The organism is Robiginitalea myxolifaciens, assembly GCF_900115205.1.
In the GTDB taxonomy this organism is placed as follows: Bacteria; Bacteroidota; Bacteroidia; order Flavobacteriales; family Flavobacteriaceae; genus Robiginitalea; species Robiginitalea myxolifaciens.
Map to the genome: position 1 here is coordinate 1375624 of NZ_FOYQ01000001.1, position 18128 is coordinate 1393751.

The 18128-nt window shown below is 50.7% G+C and carries 17 protein-coding genes; 10 read left to right on the plus strand and 7 right to left on the minus strand.

Annotation, left to right across the window (positions count from 1 at the left end):
* A complete protein-coding gene (locus BM318_RS06025) occupies nucleotides 1–753 on the minus strand; it encodes a sulfite exporter TauE/SafE family protein (RefSeq protein WP_092981485.1) in 753 nt (250 codons plus the stop codon).
* A gap of 107 nt (nucleotides 754–860) precedes the next feature.
* On the opposite strand from BM318_RS06025, the gene BM318_RS06030 reads away from it, so the two are divergent.
* Nucleotides 861–2696 carry a sodium:solute symporter family protein gene (locus BM318_RS06030; protein ID WP_092981487.1) on the plus strand — a complete coding sequence of 612 codons (1836 nt, stop codon included), beginning with the start codon at nucleotides 861–863 and terminating at the stop codon, nucleotides 2694–2696.
* A 2-nt stretch (nucleotides 2697–2698) separates the two neighbouring features.
* On the plus strand, nucleotides 2699–3787 hold the full coding sequence (locus tag BM318_RS06035; RefSeq protein WP_092981489.1) for an acyltransferase family protein: 1089 nt from the start codon (nucleotides 2699–2701) through the stop codon (nucleotides 3785–3787).
* Here BM318_RS06035 and BM318_RS06040 read toward each other — a convergent pair.
* A complete protein-coding gene (locus BM318_RS06040; protein WP_092981491.1) occupies nucleotides 3784–4380 on the minus strand; it encodes a riboflavin synthase in 597 nt (198 codons plus the stop codon). The genes BM318_RS06035 and BM318_RS06040 overlap by 4 nt on opposite strands.
* Nucleotides 4381–4437: 57 nt before the next feature.
* Here BM318_RS06040 and pdxA point away from each other — a divergent pair, with 57 nt between their 5' ends.
* From pdxA to BM318_RS06080, 8 genes are all read left to right on the plus strand, one after another.
* A complete protein-coding gene (gene pdxA, locus BM318_RS06045) occupies nucleotides 4438–5514 on the plus strand; it encodes a 4-hydroxythreonine-4-phosphate dehydrogenase PdxA (RefSeq protein ID WP_092981493.1) in 1077 nt (358 codons plus the stop codon).
* A 48-nt stretch (nucleotides 5515–5562) separates the two neighbouring features.
* On the plus strand, nucleotides 5563–6114 hold the full coding sequence (locus BM318_RS06050) for a YceD family protein (RefSeq protein ID WP_245759756.1): 552 nt from the start codon (nucleotides 5563–5565) through the stop codon (nucleotides 6112–6114).
* Nucleotides 6115–6119: 5 nt separating this feature from the next.
* Nucleotides 6120–6317 (plus strand): 50S ribosomal protein L32, encoded by a 198-nt coding sequence (gene rpmF, locus BM318_RS06055; RefSeq protein WP_092981496.1) that lies wholly within the window; start codon nucleotides 6120–6122, stop codon nucleotides 6315–6317.
* Nucleotides 6318–6483: 166 nt separating this feature from the next.
* Nucleotides 6484–7485: a beta-ketoacyl-ACP synthase III gene (locus BM318_RS06060; RefSeq protein WP_092981498.1), complete on the plus strand. Its 1002-nt coding sequence runs from the start codon at nucleotides 6484–6486 to the stop codon at nucleotides 7483–7485.
* 22 nt (nucleotides 7486–7507) lie between these two features.
* Nucleotides 7508–7996 carry an acetyl-CoA carboxylase biotin carboxyl carrier protein gene (gene accB, locus BM318_RS06065; protein ID WP_092981500.1) on the plus strand — a complete coding sequence of 163 codons (489 nt, stop codon included), beginning with the start codon at nucleotides 7508–7510 and terminating at the stop codon, nucleotides 7994–7996.
* A gap of 58 nt (nucleotides 7997–8054) precedes the next feature.
* A complete protein-coding gene (gene accC / locus BM318_RS06070; protein WP_092981502.1) occupies nucleotides 8055–9404 on the plus strand; it encodes an acetyl-CoA carboxylase biotin carboxylase subunit in 1350 nt (449 codons plus the stop codon).
* Between the two features lie 12 nt (nucleotides 9405–9416).
* Entirely contained in the window at nucleotides 9417–10601 is a 1185-nt protein-coding gene (locus BM318_RS06075; RefSeq protein ID WP_092981504.1) for an NAD(P)/FAD-dependent oxidoreductase, read from the plus strand.
* A gap of 77 nt (nucleotides 10602–10678) precedes the next feature.
* The gene (locus BM318_RS06080; RefSeq protein WP_092982096.1) at nucleotides 10679–12013 is read left to right on the plus strand and encodes a GntP family permease; all 1335 of its coding nucleotides are present in this window, start codon (nucleotides 10679–10681) and stop codon (nucleotides 12011–12013) included.
* Between the two features lie 30 nt (nucleotides 12014–12043).
* Here BM318_RS06080 and BM318_RS06085 read toward each other — a convergent pair whose 3' ends face one another.
* From BM318_RS06085 to alr, 5 genes are all read right to left on the minus strand, one after another.
* A complete protein-coding gene (locus tag BM318_RS06085; RefSeq protein WP_092981506.1) occupies nucleotides 12044–13021 on the minus strand; it encodes an ABC transporter ATP-binding protein in 978 nt (325 codons plus the stop codon).
* Nucleotides 13022–13060: 39 nt separating this feature from the next.
* Complete coding sequence (locus BM318_RS06090; RefSeq protein ID WP_092981508.1) at nucleotides 13061–15238, minus strand: prolyl oligopeptidase family serine peptidase; 2178 nt, start codon at nucleotides 15236–15238, stop codon at nucleotides 13061–13063.
* A gap of 106 nt (nucleotides 15239–15344) precedes the next feature.
* Complete coding sequence (locus BM318_RS06095) at nucleotides 15345–16334, minus strand: aspartate-semialdehyde dehydrogenase (protein WP_092981510.1); 990 nt, start codon at nucleotides 16332–16334, stop codon at nucleotides 15345–15347.
* A 202-nt stretch (nucleotides 16335–16536) separates the two neighbouring features.
* Nucleotides 16537–16944 carry a large conductance mechanosensitive channel protein MscL gene (gene mscL / locus BM318_RS06100; RefSeq protein WP_092981511.1) on the minus strand — a complete coding sequence of 136 codons (408 nt, stop codon included), beginning with the start codon at nucleotides 16942–16944 and terminating at the stop codon, nucleotides 16537–16539.
* 63 nt (nucleotides 16945–17007) lie between these two features.
* Nucleotides 17008–18117 (minus strand): alanine racemase, encoded by a 1110-nt coding sequence (alr, locus tag BM318_RS06105; protein ID WP_092981512.1) that lies wholly within the window; start codon nucleotides 18115–18117, stop codon nucleotides 17008–17010.
* Between the last annotated feature and the right edge of the window lie 11 nt (nucleotides 18118–18128).

An 18128-nucleotide genomic window follows, 5' to 3' on the forward strand; every position in this document is an offset into this window, starting at 1 on the left:
TTATTTCATCAGGAGCAGAATGGCTCCAAGGGCGGTAAGGATGAGGATCAGTTTTCTGAAGACGCCTTCCCGTATTCTTTTGACCAGCCAGATTCCAAAGAGCATTCCCAGGACCAGGGCGGGGAGTAGTGCCAGGATCATAGGGACCGCTTCGATCTGAAGGGTATCCCAAACAAAGAGATGAAAGGGCAGTTTGATTACATTGATCAACAAGAATAACCAGGCAGCCGTGCCAATGAAGGCCTGCTTGGGCAGGCGCATTGCCAGGAAATAGATGTTGGAAAAGGCCCCTGCGAGGTTGCCCACCATTGTGGTGAAACCCGCAAGACTCCCAACAAATCCTGCAAATGCCCAATGACCTGGAACCCGTTTACTCTTGCGCAGGTCCCACCAGGCCATAACCACTACACTCCCGATGATGATCGCGGCCATGGCCCATTTAAAGAGGGCCTCGGGCAGGTCTTTTCCCAACCAGACGCCTACGAGCATCCCCAAAAGCATCCAGGGCAGAAACTTCCAGATGTAGGACCATTCGGCATGGCGGTGATAGTAAATTACCGCCGCGATATCCCCTACAATCAATAAAGGGACCAGCCAACCTGTAGATTGGCGGGCTCCCAGGGCGAGGGCGAGCAAGGTTACGGAAAGAACAGAAGTACCCTTGATGCCTGCTTTGGAAAGCCCCTGGATAAAGGCAGCCATAAAGGCCAGAATCCAGGTACTAGTAGCCAGTTCGGGTAGGGACAAGGTCATGGTTAGTTGGCTTATTCACGGATGTTGGGCGGGGCTGGCGGTTCCTCCGTTAGCTGTCTAAAGGTATTTCAAAAAAAATTATCTTTATCGCTAACCACAACCAAACCATGGAGCTTTCCACTCTCGATTACACCCTGATCGCAGGGTTTTTCAGCCTTGTCCTTATTATAGGAATTTACGTTTCAAAAAAATCCGGTAAGAACACTACAGAATTCTTCCTGTCGGGGCGGAGTATGCCCTGGTGGTTATTGGGATTTTCAATGGTGGCCACCACCTTTTCCACCGACACCCCGAACCTGGTCACGGATATAGTCCGTAAAAATGGCGTTTCGGGAAACTGGGTTTGGTGGGCCTTTTTGCTGACCGGATTACTCACCGTATTTGTCTATGCTAAGTTGTGGCGTCGATCGGATGTGAATACCGATATGGAATTTTACGATTTACGCTATGGTGGGAAACCGGCCCACTTTTTAAGGGGATTTCGTTCGGTTTATCTCGGGATTGTATTCAACATCATGGCGATGAGCGCAGTGACGCTCGCCGCGATCAAAATTGGGCAGGTGATGCTCGGGCTTACGCCGATTGAAACCGTGCTTATCGGAGGAACCATTACGGTTATTTTTAGCGCTGTCGGAGGGTTCCGCGGAGTGGTGTACACGGATTTTGTCCTCTTTTTTGTCGCCATTATCGGGGCAGTAGGCGCTGCGATTTATTTGGTAAATCTCCCGGAAGTAGGGGGAGTAGCAAATTTAATCAGTCATGAAAACGTCAGCGGCAAGCTCTCCATACTTCCCGATTTTTCGGATACGGAGGCGCTAATCGGTCTTTTAATCATTCCCCTTGCCATCCAATGGTGGAGTGCCTGGTACCCGGGTGGAGAACCCGGCGGTGGCGGTTACATTGCCCAAAGAATGCTGGCTGCAAAAAATGAAAGTCACGCCATTGGGGCGACCTTCTTTTTTAACATCATGCACTATGCGCTGCGCCCCTGGCCCTGGATCCTGGTTGCCCTGGCTTCTTTGGTAATCTACCCTGATATCGCCAGTATTCAGGAGGCTTTCCCTAACGTAGAAGAGAGTAAACTGGGGCACGACCTCGCCTATTCGGCTATGTTGACTAAATTGCCAAGCGGCCTCTTGGGCATTGTTCTGGCTTCTTTGGGCGCTGCCTATATGTCCACGATTTCAACGCATTTGAACTGGGGGTCTTCCTATGTGGTCAATGACTTTTACAAGCAGCAAATTCGCAAGGAGGCCAGTGAAAAAGAATTGGTGCTGGTGGGGAGGATCACTACCGTAATCCTGATGGTATTCAGCGCAATTTTTGCCTTGTTCCTGACCAATGCCCTGCAACTATTCGACATCATCATCATGTTTGGCGCGGGTACCGGGCTGATATTTATTTTGCGCTGGTTTTGGTGGCGGATTAACTCCTGGAGTGAGATTTCCGCTATGTTTATCTCCGGCCTGGTTTCAATTTTATTTAATCTCACTGACCTGGGGACTACCTTCTTTGGAGGGGCTACTCCCACCGGAGAAATGGTGGAAGGGATAATGCCGGGCTGGGCCAAGTTTCCGGTGGTTGTTCTAATCACTACAATCGTGTGGGTGGTAACCATGCTTGCCACTAAACCTGAAGACAAGGAAGTCCTTTACAAGTTCTACAAGAAAACACAGCCGGGAGGACCAGGCTGGGAGAAAGTGCGTCAACAGGCAAAGCAGGACGGCGTTTCCCTGGGTGAAGAAGACGATAAAAAATGGACCGTTCCTTCGGGCATCCTGGCAATGATCCTGGGGTGTGTTCTGGTCTATGGCTGCATGTTTGCCACAGGAAACTGGATTTATGGAAATTACGGATTGGCCGTGGGGCTATCCATAGCTGTTGTGGTGGCAGCAATACTGCTCAAAAGAGTTTGGAATACGATAAAAACGGACATACTATAGTTATGAAAGAGCGCATTTTAGCTGTCGATATTTTCAGAGGACTCACCATTGCCCTGATGATCCTGGTAAACACTCCGGGTACCTGGGCGGCAGTTTACCCGCCACTGCGGCATGCGGAGTGGCATGGTTATACGCCAACCGACCTGGTTTTTCCATTCTTTCTTTTCATAGTCGGAACATCCATCGTATTCGCATATCGCAACAAAACAGCGAATTCGAAGACCTACCGCAAGATTGTGATACGCACCCTTAAGCTTATAGGTCTTGGGTTATTCCTGGGAGCATTTACCCTGGAGTTTCCTTTTTTCAAGGATTTTGCTGAAATCCGGTTCCCCGGAGTATTACAGCGTATCGGGGTCGTCTTTTTCTTTGCGGCGCTACTCTATTTGCACTTCCGCAAGAAAGGGCTGATCGTTATCACTGCGGCCATCCTGATAGGTTATTGGTTGTGGATGGCTTACCTCCCGCTCGACGGGGCCGCCCCAAGCCTGGAGCGGGTAGCGAACAACTGGGCCAATTATATCGATGTAAACCTCTTTGGCAGCCATACCTATAAACCGGATTACGATCCTGAAGGCCTGCTGAGTACCCTGCCTTCCATAGCCACTTCACTCCTGGGTATCTTTACAGGGCTTTTGTTGGTTTCCAAGCGGGACGATAAACTAAAAGTGATGCTCCTGATGGGGGTAATCATGCTAATAGTCGGAACGCTTTGGGGCATGGTTTTCCCAATTAACAAGGCGCTGTGGACCAGCTCTTTTGTGCTGGTTACTGCCGGCTGGGCTAATCTGGTACTAGGGCTTATCTATTATCTCACAGATATGCGGGGGATACGTTTTGGGAGTATTTTCAGCAAGGTTGGAGCCAATGCCATTACGGTCTATTTCCTCTCCAGTTTTATCGCAAAGCTATTCTACCTGATACGGGTCAATGAAGACCATGGGGTACATAGCTGGCTCTTTGATACCATTTATGTACACGATGGGGTTCCCCTGGAATTTTCCTCCCTCCTGTATGGACTTTCCGTGACAGGATTCTATCTCTTTCTGGGTTGGTGGATGTACCGCAAGGGGATATTTATCAAGGTCTAGCCCGCGTCCCGCTGTTCCAGTAAGCGGGCCACGTATTTCCCGATCATATCAAATTCCAGGTTAACCTTAGTACCTGCCGTATAGGTTTTGAAGCGGGTGTGTTCGTAGGTATATGGGATTATAGCCACACTGAACTTTCCCGGTGAAGAATCAACCACAGTAAGGCTTACGCCGTCTACGGTGATGGAACCTTTTTCCACGGTAAGTTTGCCCGGACCTGTCGGATAGGCAAAGTGAAAAACCCAACTCCCGTCCAGGGCTTCGACACTTTCACACTCCCCTACCTGATCTACATGCCCCTGTACCAGGTGACCATCAAGGCGGTCTCCCAGTTTCATGGCGCGTTCGAGGTTTACAATATCGCCCACCTTCAAATCCCCGAGGTTGGAACGACTCAGCGTTTCGGCCACGGCGGTAACGGTATATTCGCCAGGCTGGATATCTACCACAGTAAGACAAACCCCGTTATGGGCAAGGCTTTGGTCTATTTTCAGCTCACAGGACAGGCTGGATTTCAGGGTGAGATGCAAATTGGTGCCTTCTTGTTCGATTCCCGAAACCAGGCCAAGAGTTTCTATTATACCAGTAAACATATCGCGCTATTTTGTCTAATTTTACGCATTTAAAATTGGTACAAAGGTACATCATTCATGCAGGAAGCAGGACAACCCCTTAAAGTCGGTATTTCAATTGGCGACCTCAGTGGTATCGGATGCGAAATTATTCTCAAAACCTTCGAGGACAGCAGAATGCTGGAACTCTGTACCCCGGTAATTTTTGCTGCCGCTAAAACCATATCCCGACAAAAAGATGCACTGGGCATCGATTTGCGCTTCCAGGGTATTGGGCGTGTTGAACAGGCGGTGGAGGGAAAGATCAACGTTGTTAATGTGTGGAAGGACAGCCCGGAGATTCCAATGGGAAAAGCCTCTCCTGAATCGGGGGCTTTTGCTATTAAATCCCTCAAGGCTGCTGTAGCTGCCCTGAAGTCCGGGGCTGTAGATTTGTTGGTTACCGCCCCCATCGATAAGAAATCCGTGCAGTCCGACGCCTTCAAGTTTCCCGGACACACGGATTACCTCGCTCAGGAACTCGAAGGCGAAAGCCTGATGTTTATGGTAACCGACACCCTGAAAGTGGGCTTGCTTACCGATCATGTCCCCGTTTCTCAGGCTCCGAGCATGATTACCCCAAAGTTGCTGGAACAAAAGGTCGTGGCCATGGAGAAGTCCCTGATCCAGGATTTTCGGATACAGCGTCCGCGTATTGCCGTGTTGGGGATCAACCCCCACAGTGGCGATGAAGGCGTAATCGGGCGGGAAGACGAGGATATTATGAAGCCGACGCTCGCCAAGCTTGCCGCAGCGGGACACCTGGTGTTTGGCCCCTATGCCGCCGACACCTTTTTTGCTTCAGGCAATCACGAAAAATTTGATGCAGTTCTGGCCGGATACCACGATCAGGGGTTGATTCCGTTCAAAACGCTTGCCTTTGGGAAAGGGGTGAATTTTACGGCGGGTTTATCCCAGGTCAGGACTTCCCCCGACCACGGTACTGCCTATGATATTGCGGGCAAGGGAATCGCCGATCCGTCTTCTTTCCGGGAAGCCCTGTTTACAGGGATTCGAATCCTCCGGAATCGCAGAGAATTCGAAGCGCTTACGAGTAATCCATTAAAGCAGCAAAAACTCAAGAGGCCACCGCGAAAAGGTTCGCGGAAGAAATAGGCCAGGAGTATTGGCATTTCACAAAAAAAGGATATCTTTGCACGCCCTATGAGCATGGAGGAAAGGAAGCGTTTGAAGGAATTTGAAATTCCATTTTCAGGCCTGAAGCAGGGGAAGCATCAATTTGAGTATCAGATTGATCAGGAGTTCTTTGACGATTTCGATTACGAGGAGTTCAACCACTGCGAGGTAAATGTTGTGGCCGATCTGCATAAAATGAGCACCATGATGGAGCTTGAATTGCAGGCGTCCGGAACCGTGAACCTCGCCTGTGACAGCTCTGGGGAACCCTTTGACCAACCTATTTCCGGGAAACTGGATCTGGTGATTAAGTTCGGGGATACCTACAGTGATGAGGACGATGAAATCCTGGTATTGCCCCACGGGGAGCACCAGTTTAACATTGCCCAGTACGTTTATGAAATGATTGTGCTGGCGGTCCCTTCCAAAAGGATTCATCCCGGAGTTCTCGATGGAACCCTCAAGTCGGAAGCGCTGGACAAATTGAAAGAATTAGAACCCAGGCAGGACAAACAGTCTACTGATGAGACAGACCCCCGGTGGGATGCCCTGCGGAATTTATTAACAGATAAAAAGTAAGCGATATGGCACATCCTAAACGTAAGACTTCAAAAACCCGTAGGGATAAGCGGCGTACGCACTATAAGGCTTCGGCCCCTACACTGGCTACAGATCCGACAACCGGAGAAGTTCACCTCTATCACCGCGCCCACTGGCACGAGGGTAAGTTATACTATCGTGGTCAGGTACTGGTCGACAAGTCTGAGGAAGCGATTGTTTGATTTCCGCCTGAAAGAATTTAACTCCCACTGCAGCCAGTGGGAGTTTTTTTATGGCCCGAATTCACTCAAAATTGGTAAAAACCGGGCATTATTGGCGATTTATCCTTAATTTTCACCACTTTTAGGCCTTTTCGAAAGGGTTCCTGATGAAAACACCGAAACGAAAATGACTGAGATCACGGCAGCGATTACCGCTGTAGGAGCTTATCTTCCCGACCACAGACTAACCAACGCCGAGTTGGAAACCATGGTCGAAACTAACGACGAATGGATAACCACGCGAACCGGTATCAAGGAGCGCCGCATCCTTCGCGATAAAGATAAAGGGACTTCTTACCTGGCCATCAAGGCAGCTGAAGACCTGATTCAAAAAAAGAACCTGGACCCGGCTGAAATTGATCTGGTGCTGGTGGGGACAGCAACTCCGGATATGCCGGTAGCTTCCACTGCAGTATATGTCGCTTCAGAGATCGGTGCGGTCAATGCCTTTGCCTACGATATACAGGCGGCCTGTTCCAACTTTCTCTACGGCATGTCTACCGCAGCAAGTTATGTGGCTTCCGGCCGTTACAAGAAAGTGCTGCTGATCGGGGCCGACAAGATGTCTTCGATTATCGATTATACCGATCGTGCCACCTGTATCATATTTGGAGATGGCGCCGGTGCGGTGTTGTTTGAACCTTCTGAAGAAGGCTACGGGCTTCAGGACGAATATTTAAGATCCGATGGCCAGGGGCGTCAATTCTTGAAAATTGAGGCGGGGGGATCCCTGATGCCGGCCAGTGAGGAAACAGTCCGTAACAAAAAGCACTACGTTTACCAGGATGGGAAGTCGGTATTTAAGTTTGCCGTTTCCAACATGGCAGATGTGGCTGCAAAAATTATGGAGCGCAACAACCTGTCCGAGGAAGATGTTCAGTGGTTGGTGCCTCACCAGGCCAATAAGCGTATCATTGATGCAACTGCAAACCGTATGGGAGTAGACAGTTCAAAGGTGATGATGAATATTGAGAAGTACGGCAATACCACCTCGGCTACCCTGCCGCTATTGTTAAACGATTACGAAAAACAGCTCAAGAAAGGAGATAACCTGGTCTTTGCTGCCTTTGGAGGCGGCTTTACCTGGGGCGCTGTCTACCTGACCTGGGCGTACGATACTGACGCATAACGAACTAACTAAACCGAAATCCATGGATATTAAAGAAATTCAAAGTCTGATCAAATTCGTGGCTAAGTCCGGAGCCAGCGAAGTAAAGCTGGAAACTGACGACATTAAGATCACGATCAGGACCGGGTCGGCTTCTTCCGGAGGAGAGACCACCTATGTCCAGCAGATCCCAATGCCTGCACAGCAGCCGATGGCCCAGGCGCCTGCAGCACCAGCAGCTCCGGCTCCTGCCGCTGCTGAAGAAGCTCCGAAGGCAGAGGACGATTCTAAGTATATCACTATAAAATCGCCGATCATTGGAACCTTTTATCGCAAGCCTTCGCCCGATAAGCCTTCCTTCGTTGAGGTTGGAGATACTATTTCCCAGGGAGATGTTCTTTGTGTGATCGAGGCTATGAAACTGTTCAATGATATTGAATCAGAAGTCTCCGGAAAAGTGGTCAAGGTACTGGTAGATGATTCTTCTCCGGTGGAGTTTGACCAGCCCCTTTTCCTGATCGATCCCTCCTAGGGGTAGTACGGGTTAACCCCCGTATGAATTGCTAAGCGACTAACATTAACTCAAGGTTATGTTCAAAAAAATATTGATCGCAAACCGCGGCGAGATTGCCCTGCGCATTATTCGGACCTGTAAGGAAATGGGGATTAAAACGGTTGCCGTTTACTCCAAGGCCGATGAGGAAAGCCTTCACGTGCGCTTCGCCGACGAAGCCGTTTGTATTGGCCCTGCGCCCAGTTCGGAGTCCTATCTCAAAATCCCGAATATTATCGCAGCAGCGGAAATCACGAATGCCGATGCGATCCACCCGGGCTATGGATTCCTGTCTGAAAATTCCAAGTTTTCCCGAATTTGTGCGGAACACGAAATAAAGTTTATCGGGGCCACCGGCGACCAGATCGACAAAATGGGCGATAAGGCAACGGCGAAGGCTACGATGAAAAAGGCAGGCGTGCCGACGATACCCGGTTCGGAAGGACTCCTCAAAGACTTGGATGACGCTAAAAAAGTTGCTGCGAAAATGGGCTATCCCGTGATGATCAAAGCCACGGCAGGTGGTGGAGGAAAGGGAATGCGCGCCATCTGGAAAGAAGAGGAAATGGAAAAGAATTTCGAAAGTGCTGTCAAAGAAGCGACAGCGGCTTTCGGAAATGGCGGGATGTATATGGAGAAGCTTATCGAAGAGCCGCGCCATATCGAAATCCAGGTGGTCGGTGACCAGTTTGGAAAGGCCTGTCACCTCTCTGAGCGGGATTGTTCTGTGCAACGTCGCCACCAAAAACTCACCGAGGAAACTCCTTCTCCTTTTATGACGGACAAGCTCCGGGATGCCATGGGGAAGGCCGCAGTTAAAGCTGCGGAATACATCAAGTACGAAGGTGCCGGAACCGTTGAATTCCTGGTAGATAAGCACCGGAATTTCTACTTCATGGAGATGAATACACGGATCCAGGTAGAGCACCCAATTACCGAGCAGGTAATTGATTATGACCTGATTCGCGAACAGATCCTGGTAGCTGCAGGAGTTCCGATTTCCGGAAAGAACTATGTTCCGAAATTGCACTCCATCGAATGCCGTATCAACGCGGAGGATCCTTATAACGATTTCCGACCCTCACCGGGGCGCATTACGACCCTGCACACGCCGGGAGGCCACGGGGTTCGTCTGGACACTCACGTTTACAGTGGATACATTATCCCCCCGAACTACGACTCCATGATCGCCAAATTGATTACCACCGCCCAGACCCGGGAGGAGGCTATCAACAAAATGAAGCGTGCCCTGGATGAGTTTGTGATCGAAGGGATCAAGACCACCATTCCGTTCCACCGGCAACTTATGGACCACCCCGATTACCTGGCTGGGAATTACACCACCAAGTTTATGGAGGACTTCAAGATTAAGCCCGAGGAGGAGTAAAATTTTCCTCAGATGAGCCAGTCGGGAGCGCTTTCTTTTAGCTACTGGGAAACCAAAACCTGGTTGGCGGGTATTGACTATTGCATTGTCGGCAGTGGAATTACAGGACTCAGTTGTGCCCTGAAATTGCGCCAACTGAAGCCGGATGCCCGGATCGCAATCCTGGAACGAGGCGTATTGCCCTATGGGGCCAGTACACGGAATGCCGGGTTTGCTTGTTTTGGTAGTCCTACCGAAATCCTCGACGATCTCAACACCCACTCCGAAGCGGAATTGATCGCCCTTGTAACACAACGGTACCAGGGCATTCAACGATTGCGATCTTTGGTAGGGGATGCAGCAATGGCCTTTCAGCAACAGGGAGGTTATGAAGTGTTTCGGGAACACGAAGCTGCTTTGTACGAAGAAGTCCTCGAGCAGCTTCCCTATTTAAACGACTTACTTCGTCCTGTATTTGGCCAGGATGCTTTTCTGCGGCGCAGCACCCGTTTTGGTATGGGTAAAATCCTTCCGGAAACGATTTGCAATCCGCTGGAGGGACAGCTGAATCCGGGGCTGATGATCCGGGAATTGATCCGTAAGGCCCAAGAGGCAAACATCGATATCTTTTACGGGATGCAACTCTTGCGCTATGAAGATGCAGGGGACAGTGTTAGTTTGGAAGTGGGGAGGGGCGGAGCCCCCGGCAAAAACGAAGCGTCCCTTCAAATTCGATGCAAAAATCTGCTTCTGGCGACCAATGGATTCGCCGCACTGCAGGCTCCAGAGCTTGCGGTTGAGCCGGCCCGCGCCCAGGTACTCATTACCGAACCGATTCCGGAGCTACACATAAAGGGGACCTTTCATCTCGAGGCCGGGTATTACTATTTCCGAAATGTAGGAGATCGGGTTCTTTTGGGAGGTGGAAGGAACCTGGACAAGGCAGGAGAAACCACGACTGAATTTGGTACAACCGACAGGATCCAGGAGCAACTCGAATCCCTCCTCAGCGAGGTCATTCTACCCGAGCAAAAGGCGAAAATTGCACAACGCTGGAGTGGAATTATGGGTGTGGGTCCCCAGAAGAAACCCATACTCAGAAAGCTTTCCCAAAGGGTATGCTGCGGGGTTCGCCTGGGAGGTATGGGCGTTGCCATAGGTAGCCATACCGGAGCAGCACTGGCCAATCTGGCTGTTTCCGATGCTTCTCCAAAATAGTAGTTCGCTGCCTTAAGGTCTGCGCCTTTCCGAACTTTATGTATTTTACAGGTATCCAACGCCTAAATACCTACCCTATGGAGTTCCTGTATCTAATCCTGGCAGTTTTGGCCATCATCGGCATGACGGCCTATCTCAAGTGGCATCCCTTTCTGGCATTGCTGCTGGTTTCCATAATCTATGCGATTGCCTCCGGGATGTCGCTTTCCTCCCTGATAGAGGCCATTAACACCGGCTTTGGCGGAACCCTGGGAAAGATTGGCCTGATCATCGTGATCGGGGTAATAATCGGGGCATTCCTGGAACATAGCGGTGGGGCACGTACCCTGGCCAGGACGGTATTGAAATGGATTGGAAGCCGGCGAATCCCCCTGGCAATGGGCGTATTGGGATATGTGGTATCTATCCCGGTGTTTTGCGATAGTGGGTTTATGTTATTGGATCCGCTTGGAAAGAGCCTGAGCCGAAATGCAAAAGTTAGCCTTGCCGGGGCGGCCGTTGCCCTGGGATTGGGTCTTATGGCCACGCATGTTCTTGTTCCCCCTACGCCGGGACCGATTGCCGCCGCAGGAATCCTCCAGGCCGATTTGGGGCTGGTCATTTTATATGCACTTCCAGTGAGCTTACTGGCTATGGTGGCAGCTGTTTTGTTTGCCTCCCGCTACGCTTCCCGAACCTATCTCGATCCGGGAACTGCCATAGCTGAGGATGCAGCGCAGCAAGAAAAGGCGACTCCTGAAAAGGATCCCCCTTTCGCCAAAGCAGTATTGCCGATTATCATCCCCATCTTGTTAATCGTCCTGAAATCCACGCTTTGGGATAAAGCCGGGGAGGGCACGGTAAACACCTTGATTGGATTTCTGGGGGAACCCGTGATCGCTTTGCTGATCGGGATGTTCCTCTCTTTTACCCTGCCCGCGCAGTGGGATTCCAAGATGCTATCAGCCTCGGGCTGGGTGGGCAAGGGAATTCGCGATTCTTCCTCCATTCTACTCATTACCGGAGCGGGAGGAATTTTCGGACAGGTGCTGGAAATGTCCGGAATCGCTGCTTCTCTCGGGAGTTCGCTGCAAGGCCTGGAGTTGGGCATATTACTCCCATTCCTGCTGGCAGCGGCCTTAAAAACAGCTCAGGGATCGTCCACCGTTGCCTTGGTTACAGGAGCCTCAATTTTATTTCCGATGCTCGCCGACCTGGGGCTTACCTCTGAGACGGACAAAGCACTTAGCGTGGTGGCTCTCGGAGCAGGATCGGCGGTGATTTCCCATGCCAATGACAGCTTTTTCTGGGTTGTTACGCAGATGAGCGGGATGGATGTGCGGACGGGGTATCGACTCTTTAGCCTGGGAACCCTTGTCCTGGGGACTACCGCTGCCCTCGGGGTGTTTATCTGCTCAATGATCGTGGGGTAAGGGGACCGATTTTTCGGTCTGGTCGCTTCCCTAAATCGGCAATCGCTTGTTGATGGTTTCCAGCGAGGCATTGAGGAAAACTTCTTTTCCTGCTTCGAGGGGCGTCTCGCTTTGAAAATAGACGTAGGTGTCTTGTTCGGTTTTCCCCTTGATGCTGTAATAGCCCCCCATGAAATAAGAAGTTTCGACTACCACTTTCAGCCCAGATTTAGAGGAGGCCTTTAATTCGTGCGCATATACGACAATGCGCCGTGTGGTAGACGCGTAGGACTTGAGGATATCAATGGGAATCAGGTTGGCCTCTCCCAGAAGCGATGCCGTATACAGCCTGCCCGGCTGTTGATATACCGCTGCCGTTTCGCGTTGGTCCAGGAGTTCGCCCTCTTTCAAAATAATTACCTGATCGGCAAAAGGAAGTACGTCCTGATGATCGTGTGTGGCATAGAGACAGGTAATTCCTTCGGATTTCAGGTAACCAAAAAGGTTTCTGCGAAGCTGATTCCTCCTGAAATAATCGATATGGCTAAACGGCTCGTCGAGCAAAAGTAGTTCCGGAGGATTCGCCAGAACCCGCGCCAGAGCAACACGCTGTTGTTGCCCGCCACTCAAGGTTTTGACCTTGCGGTTACGCACCTCGGTCAGCTCCATGAGCTCCAGTAACTCCTCAGTTTTCTGGTTCGCGGCCTCCACGGGATGGATCGGTAGGAATTTGCGGATGTTTTCCTCGGCAGTTATGAATGGCATGAGGTCAAAATCCTGTGCCAGGTACTTCATAAAGGGAGCTCCGGGCAGGAGTTGATAATCCGGACCCCTCAAGGCGTGTTCCTTCCAGTGGACCGTCCCCTGATCAAAAGGGAGTTCGCCGTAAATAAGCCGCAACAAGGTGCTTTTTCCACAACCGCTTTCCCCCATAAGAGCAACTTGCTGTCCTGCTGGGATTTCGAAGTCGACCTCCTGAAGTACAGGGGATTTATCGTAAGCAAAGGTTAAGGCTTGGACCTTGAGCATGCGCTAATCCATTTACCTGAAAACGGAAATTCCGGTTGATTATTCCTTAAACTCCTTTAGTACTGCCTGGTTGGGGAGTTCTTTAACCCCCATATTGAACAAGGTAAACCCATAGATATCGGCGTACTGTTCAATGGTCTTACTAATTGGAGTTCCGGCTCCGTGCCCGGCATTGGTTTCGATACGGATTATTACAGGATCACTTCCGCTGTGCTTCTCCTGCAGGGAAGCGGCAAACTTAAAACTGTGCGCAGGTACCACCCGGTCATCGTGGTCGGCTGTAGTGACCAGGGTGGCCGGATATTCGGTTCCTTCCTTCAGGTTGTGCAGCGGAGAATACCCTTTCAGATATTCAAACATCTCCGGGCTGTCTTCCGAAGTTCCGTAATCGTAGGACCAACCCGCACCTGCCGTAAACGTATGATAGCGAAGCATGTCCAGTACACCTACGGCCGGCAGGGCTACCTGCATTAAATCGGGACGTTGGGTCATCACAGCACCAACGAGTAATCCGCCATTGGAGCCGCCTCGAATGGCCAGGTATTCTGAGGAGGTATATCCTTCGGCGATCAGGTACTCGGCAGCGGCGATAAAGTCATCAAATACATTTTGTTTCTGCATCTGTGTTCCTGCATCGTGCCAGGCCTTTCCATATTCTCCCCCGCCGCGGATATTGGGAACGGCATATATCCCGCCCTGTTCCATCCAAACAGCATTTGCCGTGCTGAATCCCGGAGTAAGGCTAATGTTGAATCCGCCGTAACCATAAAGGATCGTAGGATTCTTACCATTGCGTTCCACTCCTTTTTTATGTGTAATGATCATCGGAACCCGCGTGCCATCTTTGGAGGTATAGAATACCTGCTCAGAGGTGTAATCGTCCGGGTTGAAATCGATATCCGGTTTCCAGTACTGGGAATATTCACCGCTGTCTACATTAAACTTGTAGTAGGAGCCTGGGGTATTGGAATTGGTAAAACTGAAATACAGATCTTTTTCTTCCATACGACCACTGAAACCACCAGCACTTCCAACTCCGGGGAGTTCCACCTCCCGAATGAAATTCCCATCGTAATCGTACTGCATAATCTTAGAGATCGCATCGACCATGTATTCTGCAAAGAAATAACCACCCCCGGTACTCGGGCTGAGTACGTGTTCTGTTTCCGGCAGGAAGTCTTCCCAGTTTTCCGGTCCGGGATTGGAAGCGTCTACCGTCACGATTCTTTTATTGGGTGCGTCCAGATCGGTAACCAGATAAAGTTTACTCCCTACATTCTCGATCAGGTAGGTCCGGCTGTCTTCGTGATCCAGGATCGGAACAAACGGGCTGCCTTCCGTCTGAAGATCTTTGATAAATAATTTACCGCCGGCTGTGGTATTGCGAGCAGATACGAGCAGATACCGCTGGTCTTCGGTAACCTGGGCTCCGATATAGCGGTGCTTTTCCTCCGGGGTTCCTCCAAAGATCAGTTCATCTTGGGACTGCGGTTGCCCCAGGGTATGGAAATACACTTTGTGCTGGTCTGTTTTTGCCGAAAGCTCGCTGCCTTCTGGTTTGTCGTATGAGGAATAATAGAATCCTTCATTCCCCCGCCAGCTTACTCCACTGAACTTGATATCGACCAGGGTGTCTTCTACAATTTCTTTGCTTGCAGCGTCCATGACGATCACCTTTCTCCAGTCACTCCCCGCTTCGGAAATCGAGTAGGCTGCCAGAGAACCATCTTTAGTGAAGCTAAGGCCAGCCAGGGAAGTAGTCCCATCTTCTGAGAATGTGTTGGGATCGAGGAATACCTCGGCATCCCCTGAGTCGTTGGCTGCATCTCCCTGCTCGCCCGTGTCTTTTCGCCGGTAGACCACATACTGGTCCTGCAGGCCGTCATTCTTATAGAAATAAGTGTAATCGCCCTCCCGATATGGAGTGCCGATTTTTTCATAGTTCCACAACTTTTCAAGGCGATTCTTGAGTGCTTCGCGGTAGGGGATATTATCCAGATACCCGAAGGTTACCGCATTTTGCTGTTTCACCCACTCCTCGGTTTCGGCAGAGCGGTCGTCTTCCAGCCAGCGATAGGGATCGGGAACTTCAGTGTCAAAATACACGTCTACCGTGTCGACCTTTGCGGTCTGGGGATAGTTTAAGGGCATTGATTTTTCGTTTTGGCAGGCGCTCAGTACAATCAGGAGGCCGCACAAGGGAAGTAGCGTTTTCATAGTTTTGTTTTGGCTGCCCTAAAATACCATAAATAAGCGGCTACAAGGCCTGGGGTGGCCTTGATTTAACAGTTTTTTAAGTGGGTATTCGTGCGCTGAGCCAGCCTTATACCAGGGAGTTAGCTGCCAGATATTCTGCAATTTGCACCGCATTGGTGGCAGCCCCTTTTCTCAGGTTGTCTGCAACAATCCAAAGATTCAGGGATTTTTCCTGAGTGAGATCACGGCGAATGCGACCTACAAAGACCTCATCTTTATCGTGGGCGGTAACGGGCATGGGGTAGAGGTTGGAATCCGGGTCGTCCTGCAGGATAACCCCTGGGGTATTGCCGAGGATTTCACGTACTTCCTCCAGGGAGAAATCTTCGCGAAATTCGATGTTCACCGACTCGGAGTGACCGCCAGCTGTGGGTATGCGCACGGCAGTGGCCGTTACGGAAAAAGTCCGGTCGTCCAGGATTTTCTGTGGTTCCCGGGCGAGTTTCATTTCCTCTTTGGTATACCCATTTTCAGAAAACACATCGCAGTGGGGCAGGGCGTTCTTGTGGATGGGGTGCGGATAAGCTTTCTCTCCGTCTCGTCCTGCAATCTCGTCTTCAAGCTGTTGTACCGCCTTGACTCCGGTTCCGGATACAGATTGGTAGGTGGAAACCACCACCCGCTTCATGCTGAAGCGCCGATGCAAGGGCGCCAGTACCATAACGAGTTGAATGGTGGAGCAATTGGGGTTGGCAATGATTTTATCATCGGCATTCAGCTCGCCAGCATTGATTTCGGGTACCACCAGCTTTTTTGTGGGGTCCATACGCCAGGCCGAGGAATTGTCGATTACCGTGGTTCCCGCATCGGCGAACTTCGGAGCCCACTCCAGGGAAGTAGATCCGCCAGCGGAAAATATTGCAATGTCCGGTTTAGCCGCTACTGCTTCTTCCAGTCCGATAACGGTATGGTCAACTCCTTTGAAGGGAAGCGTTTTACCTACGGATCGCTCTGAAGCCACCAACAGGAGCTCTGTAATCGGAAACGCCCTTTCTTCCAGCACTTTTAGCATTACGGCGCCTACCATTCCGGTAGCCCCTACAACTGCAACTCGCATAGTCTTAATTTAGAGCTGCCAAAGGTAGGTCAGGGATATAAGGTGCACAAGACTTCGATGGAATACTTTAAATAAATAACAAATTGTTATAAAAAACACAATTAAGACTACAGGCTTCCACAAAAAAACCGCCGGATGGGATTCCAAACGGCGGCTTAAATTTAACGTGGTGTAGCGGTTGCCGGCTACGCGGCAAGGAATATTATTTCTTCAGCAAGTCGCGGATTTCCGCCAATAATTCTTCCTGAGTGGGTCCTTTTGGTGCTTCCGGAGCTGGTTCTTCTTTTGTTCGCACTTTGTTGTACGACTTTACAATCATAAACAACACAAAGCCTACAATGATCAGGTTGATGATGGAATTGATCCAGGCTCCATAGCGAATAGCGCTCGCGGGCTTTTCGACCGTTCCGTCTGCAGCGACCACGGCTTCGGAAAGGACGTACTGCATGTCTGCAAAATCCATTCCTCCTGCAAAGTGCCCTACAATAGGCATCATGATGTCGTTTACAAAGCCATTGACAACGAGGCCTACAGCCCCTGCGAGGATTACCGCAACTGCCAGGTCAATGACGTTGCCGGTCATGATAAAATTCTTGAATTCTTTAAGCATGGTTAAAGCGTTTATTGGTTAACTGAAGCGAAAGGTATAAAAAATGGCCAGAATGCAGCGATTTTAACCGCCAATTATCTCTCGACGAATGCGTTGGGAAATACCGGTAAGCAATTCATAGCTGATGGTTCCGGCCTGGCTTGCCTGGGTCTCTGCAGAAATTTCCGGACCAAAGAACAGCGCTTGATCCCCTTCCTTACACGGAATCCCACTCACCTCAACCATGACCATATCCATGCAAACGTTCCCAATGATAGGTGCGCGTTGCCCACCGATTATGAAGCTCCCTCTTTCCTGCCCGTATTGCCGCCCGATCCCATCGGCATGTCCCACGGGTAGCGTGGCGATTTTTCCTCCTTTTGGCGATTGATAGCCCATATTATATCCCACATATTCCCCTGGTTCTATGAGGTGCAGCTGGGAAATATGGGTCCGTAAGCGAGCTACCGGCCGCAGGGCGTTATCGTACTGCGGCGCGTTCCCGTAGCCATACAACCCAATCCCGCATCGCACCATATCCCACTGGCCTTCCGGGTAATTGAGTACTCCGGAGGTGTTGAGCAGGTGCTTAAAGGGTTTGCCGGGAAGTTTAGTGGCTACCTCCCTGACAATAGCGGCAAAGGATTCGATTTGGCGTAGCGTAAAATCACGGGCTTTCGGATCGTCTGAGGCGGCCAGGTGTGAAAAAACAGAGCATATTTCAATCGCGCTAGAACCTTCCAGGGCCTCTGCAATCCAGTCCACATCGTTTTCCCAGAATCCAACCCGGTTCAGTCCCGTATTGAATTCCAGATGAACGGGATAGTGTTCCAGCCCGGTTTCACCAGCGAGGCTGAGAAACAGTTTCAACAACCTTGGACTATACAGATTAGGTTCCAGGCGATGCTCCGCCAGGAACTTCAAATCGGCCGGCTGCGGGTGCAGGACCAGTATGGGCAGGCTAATGCCAGCTTCGCGCAGGTGGATACCTTCCCGGGTGAATGCCACAGCCAGGTAGTCGGCACCGAGGGCTTCGAGCTTCCGGGCTATGGCGATGCTATCGCTCCCGTAAGCATAGGCCTTCACCACACCTAAGAAGTTGGTCTCGGGCTTGAGGCGGCTGCGCAGGAAATGGTAATTGTGCTCCAGGGCATCCAGATCTATTTCCAGGCAGGTTAGCGGGTCAACAGACATAGCCGGTGAGA

Bases quoted from the DNA above. Each gene is read 5' to 3' on its own strand.
- BM318_RS06025 (WP_092981485.1), bottom strand. From the start codon at position 753: ATGACCTTGTCCCTACCCGAACTGGCTACTAGTACCTGGATTCTGGCC.
- BM318_RS06030 (WP_092981487.1), top strand. From the start codon at position 861: ATGGAGCTTTCCACTCTCGATTACACCCTGATCGCAGGGTTTTTCAGC.
- BM318_RS06035 (WP_092981489.1), top strand. From the start codon at position 2,699: ATGAAAGAGCGCATTTTAGCTGTCGATATTTTCAGAGGACTCACCATT.
- BM318_RS06040 (WP_092981491.1), bottom strand. From the start codon at position 4,380: ATGTTTACTGGTATAATAGAAACTCTTGGCCTGGTTTCGGGAATCGAA.
- pdxA (WP_092981493.1), top strand. From the start codon at position 4,438: ATGCAGGAAGCAGGACAACCCCTTAAAGTCGGTATTTCAATTGGCGAC.
- BM318_RS06050 (WP_245759756.1), top strand. From the start codon at position 5,563: ATGAGCATGGAGGAAAGGAAGCGTTTGAAGGAATTTGAAATTCCATTT.
- rpmF (WP_092981496.1), top strand. From the start codon at position 6,120: ATGGCACATCCTAAACGTAAGACTTCAAAAACCCGTAGGGATAAGCGG.
- BM318_RS06060 (WP_092981498.1), top strand. From the start codon at position 6,484: ATGACTGAGATCACGGCAGCGATTACCGCTGTAGGAGCTTATCTTCCC.
- accB (WP_092981500.1), top strand. From the start codon at position 7,508: ATGGATATTAAAGAAATTCAAAGTCTGATCAAATTCGTGGCTAAGTCC.
- accC (WP_092981502.1), top strand. From the start codon at position 8,055: ATGTTCAAAAAAATATTGATCGCAAACCGCGGCGAGATTGCCCTGCGC.
- BM318_RS06075 (WP_092981504.1), top strand. From the start codon at position 9,417: ATGAGCCAGTCGGGAGCGCTTTCTTTTAGCTACTGGGAAACCAAAACC.
- BM318_RS06080 (WP_092982096.1), top strand. From the start codon at position 10,679: ATGGAGTTCCTGTATCTAATCCTGGCAGTTTTGGCCATCATCGGCATG.
- BM318_RS06085 (WP_092981506.1), bottom strand. From the start codon at position 13,021: ATGCTCAAGGTCCAAGCCTTAACCTTTGCTTACGATAAATCCCCTGTA.
- BM318_RS06090 (WP_092981508.1), bottom strand. From the start codon at position 15,238: ATGAAAACGCTACTTCCCTTGTGCGGCCTCCTGATTGTACTGAGCGCC.
- BM318_RS06095 (WP_092981510.1), bottom strand. From the start codon at position 16,334: ATGCGAGTTGCAGTTGTAGGGGCTACCGGAATGGTAGGCGCCGTAATG.
- mscL (WP_092981511.1), bottom strand. From the start codon at position 16,944: ATGCTTAAAGAATTCAAGAATTTTATCATGACCGGCAACGTCATTGAC.
- alr (WP_092981512.1), bottom strand. From the start codon at position 18,117: ATGTCTGTTGACCCGCTAACCTGCCTGGAAATAGATCTGGATGCCCTG.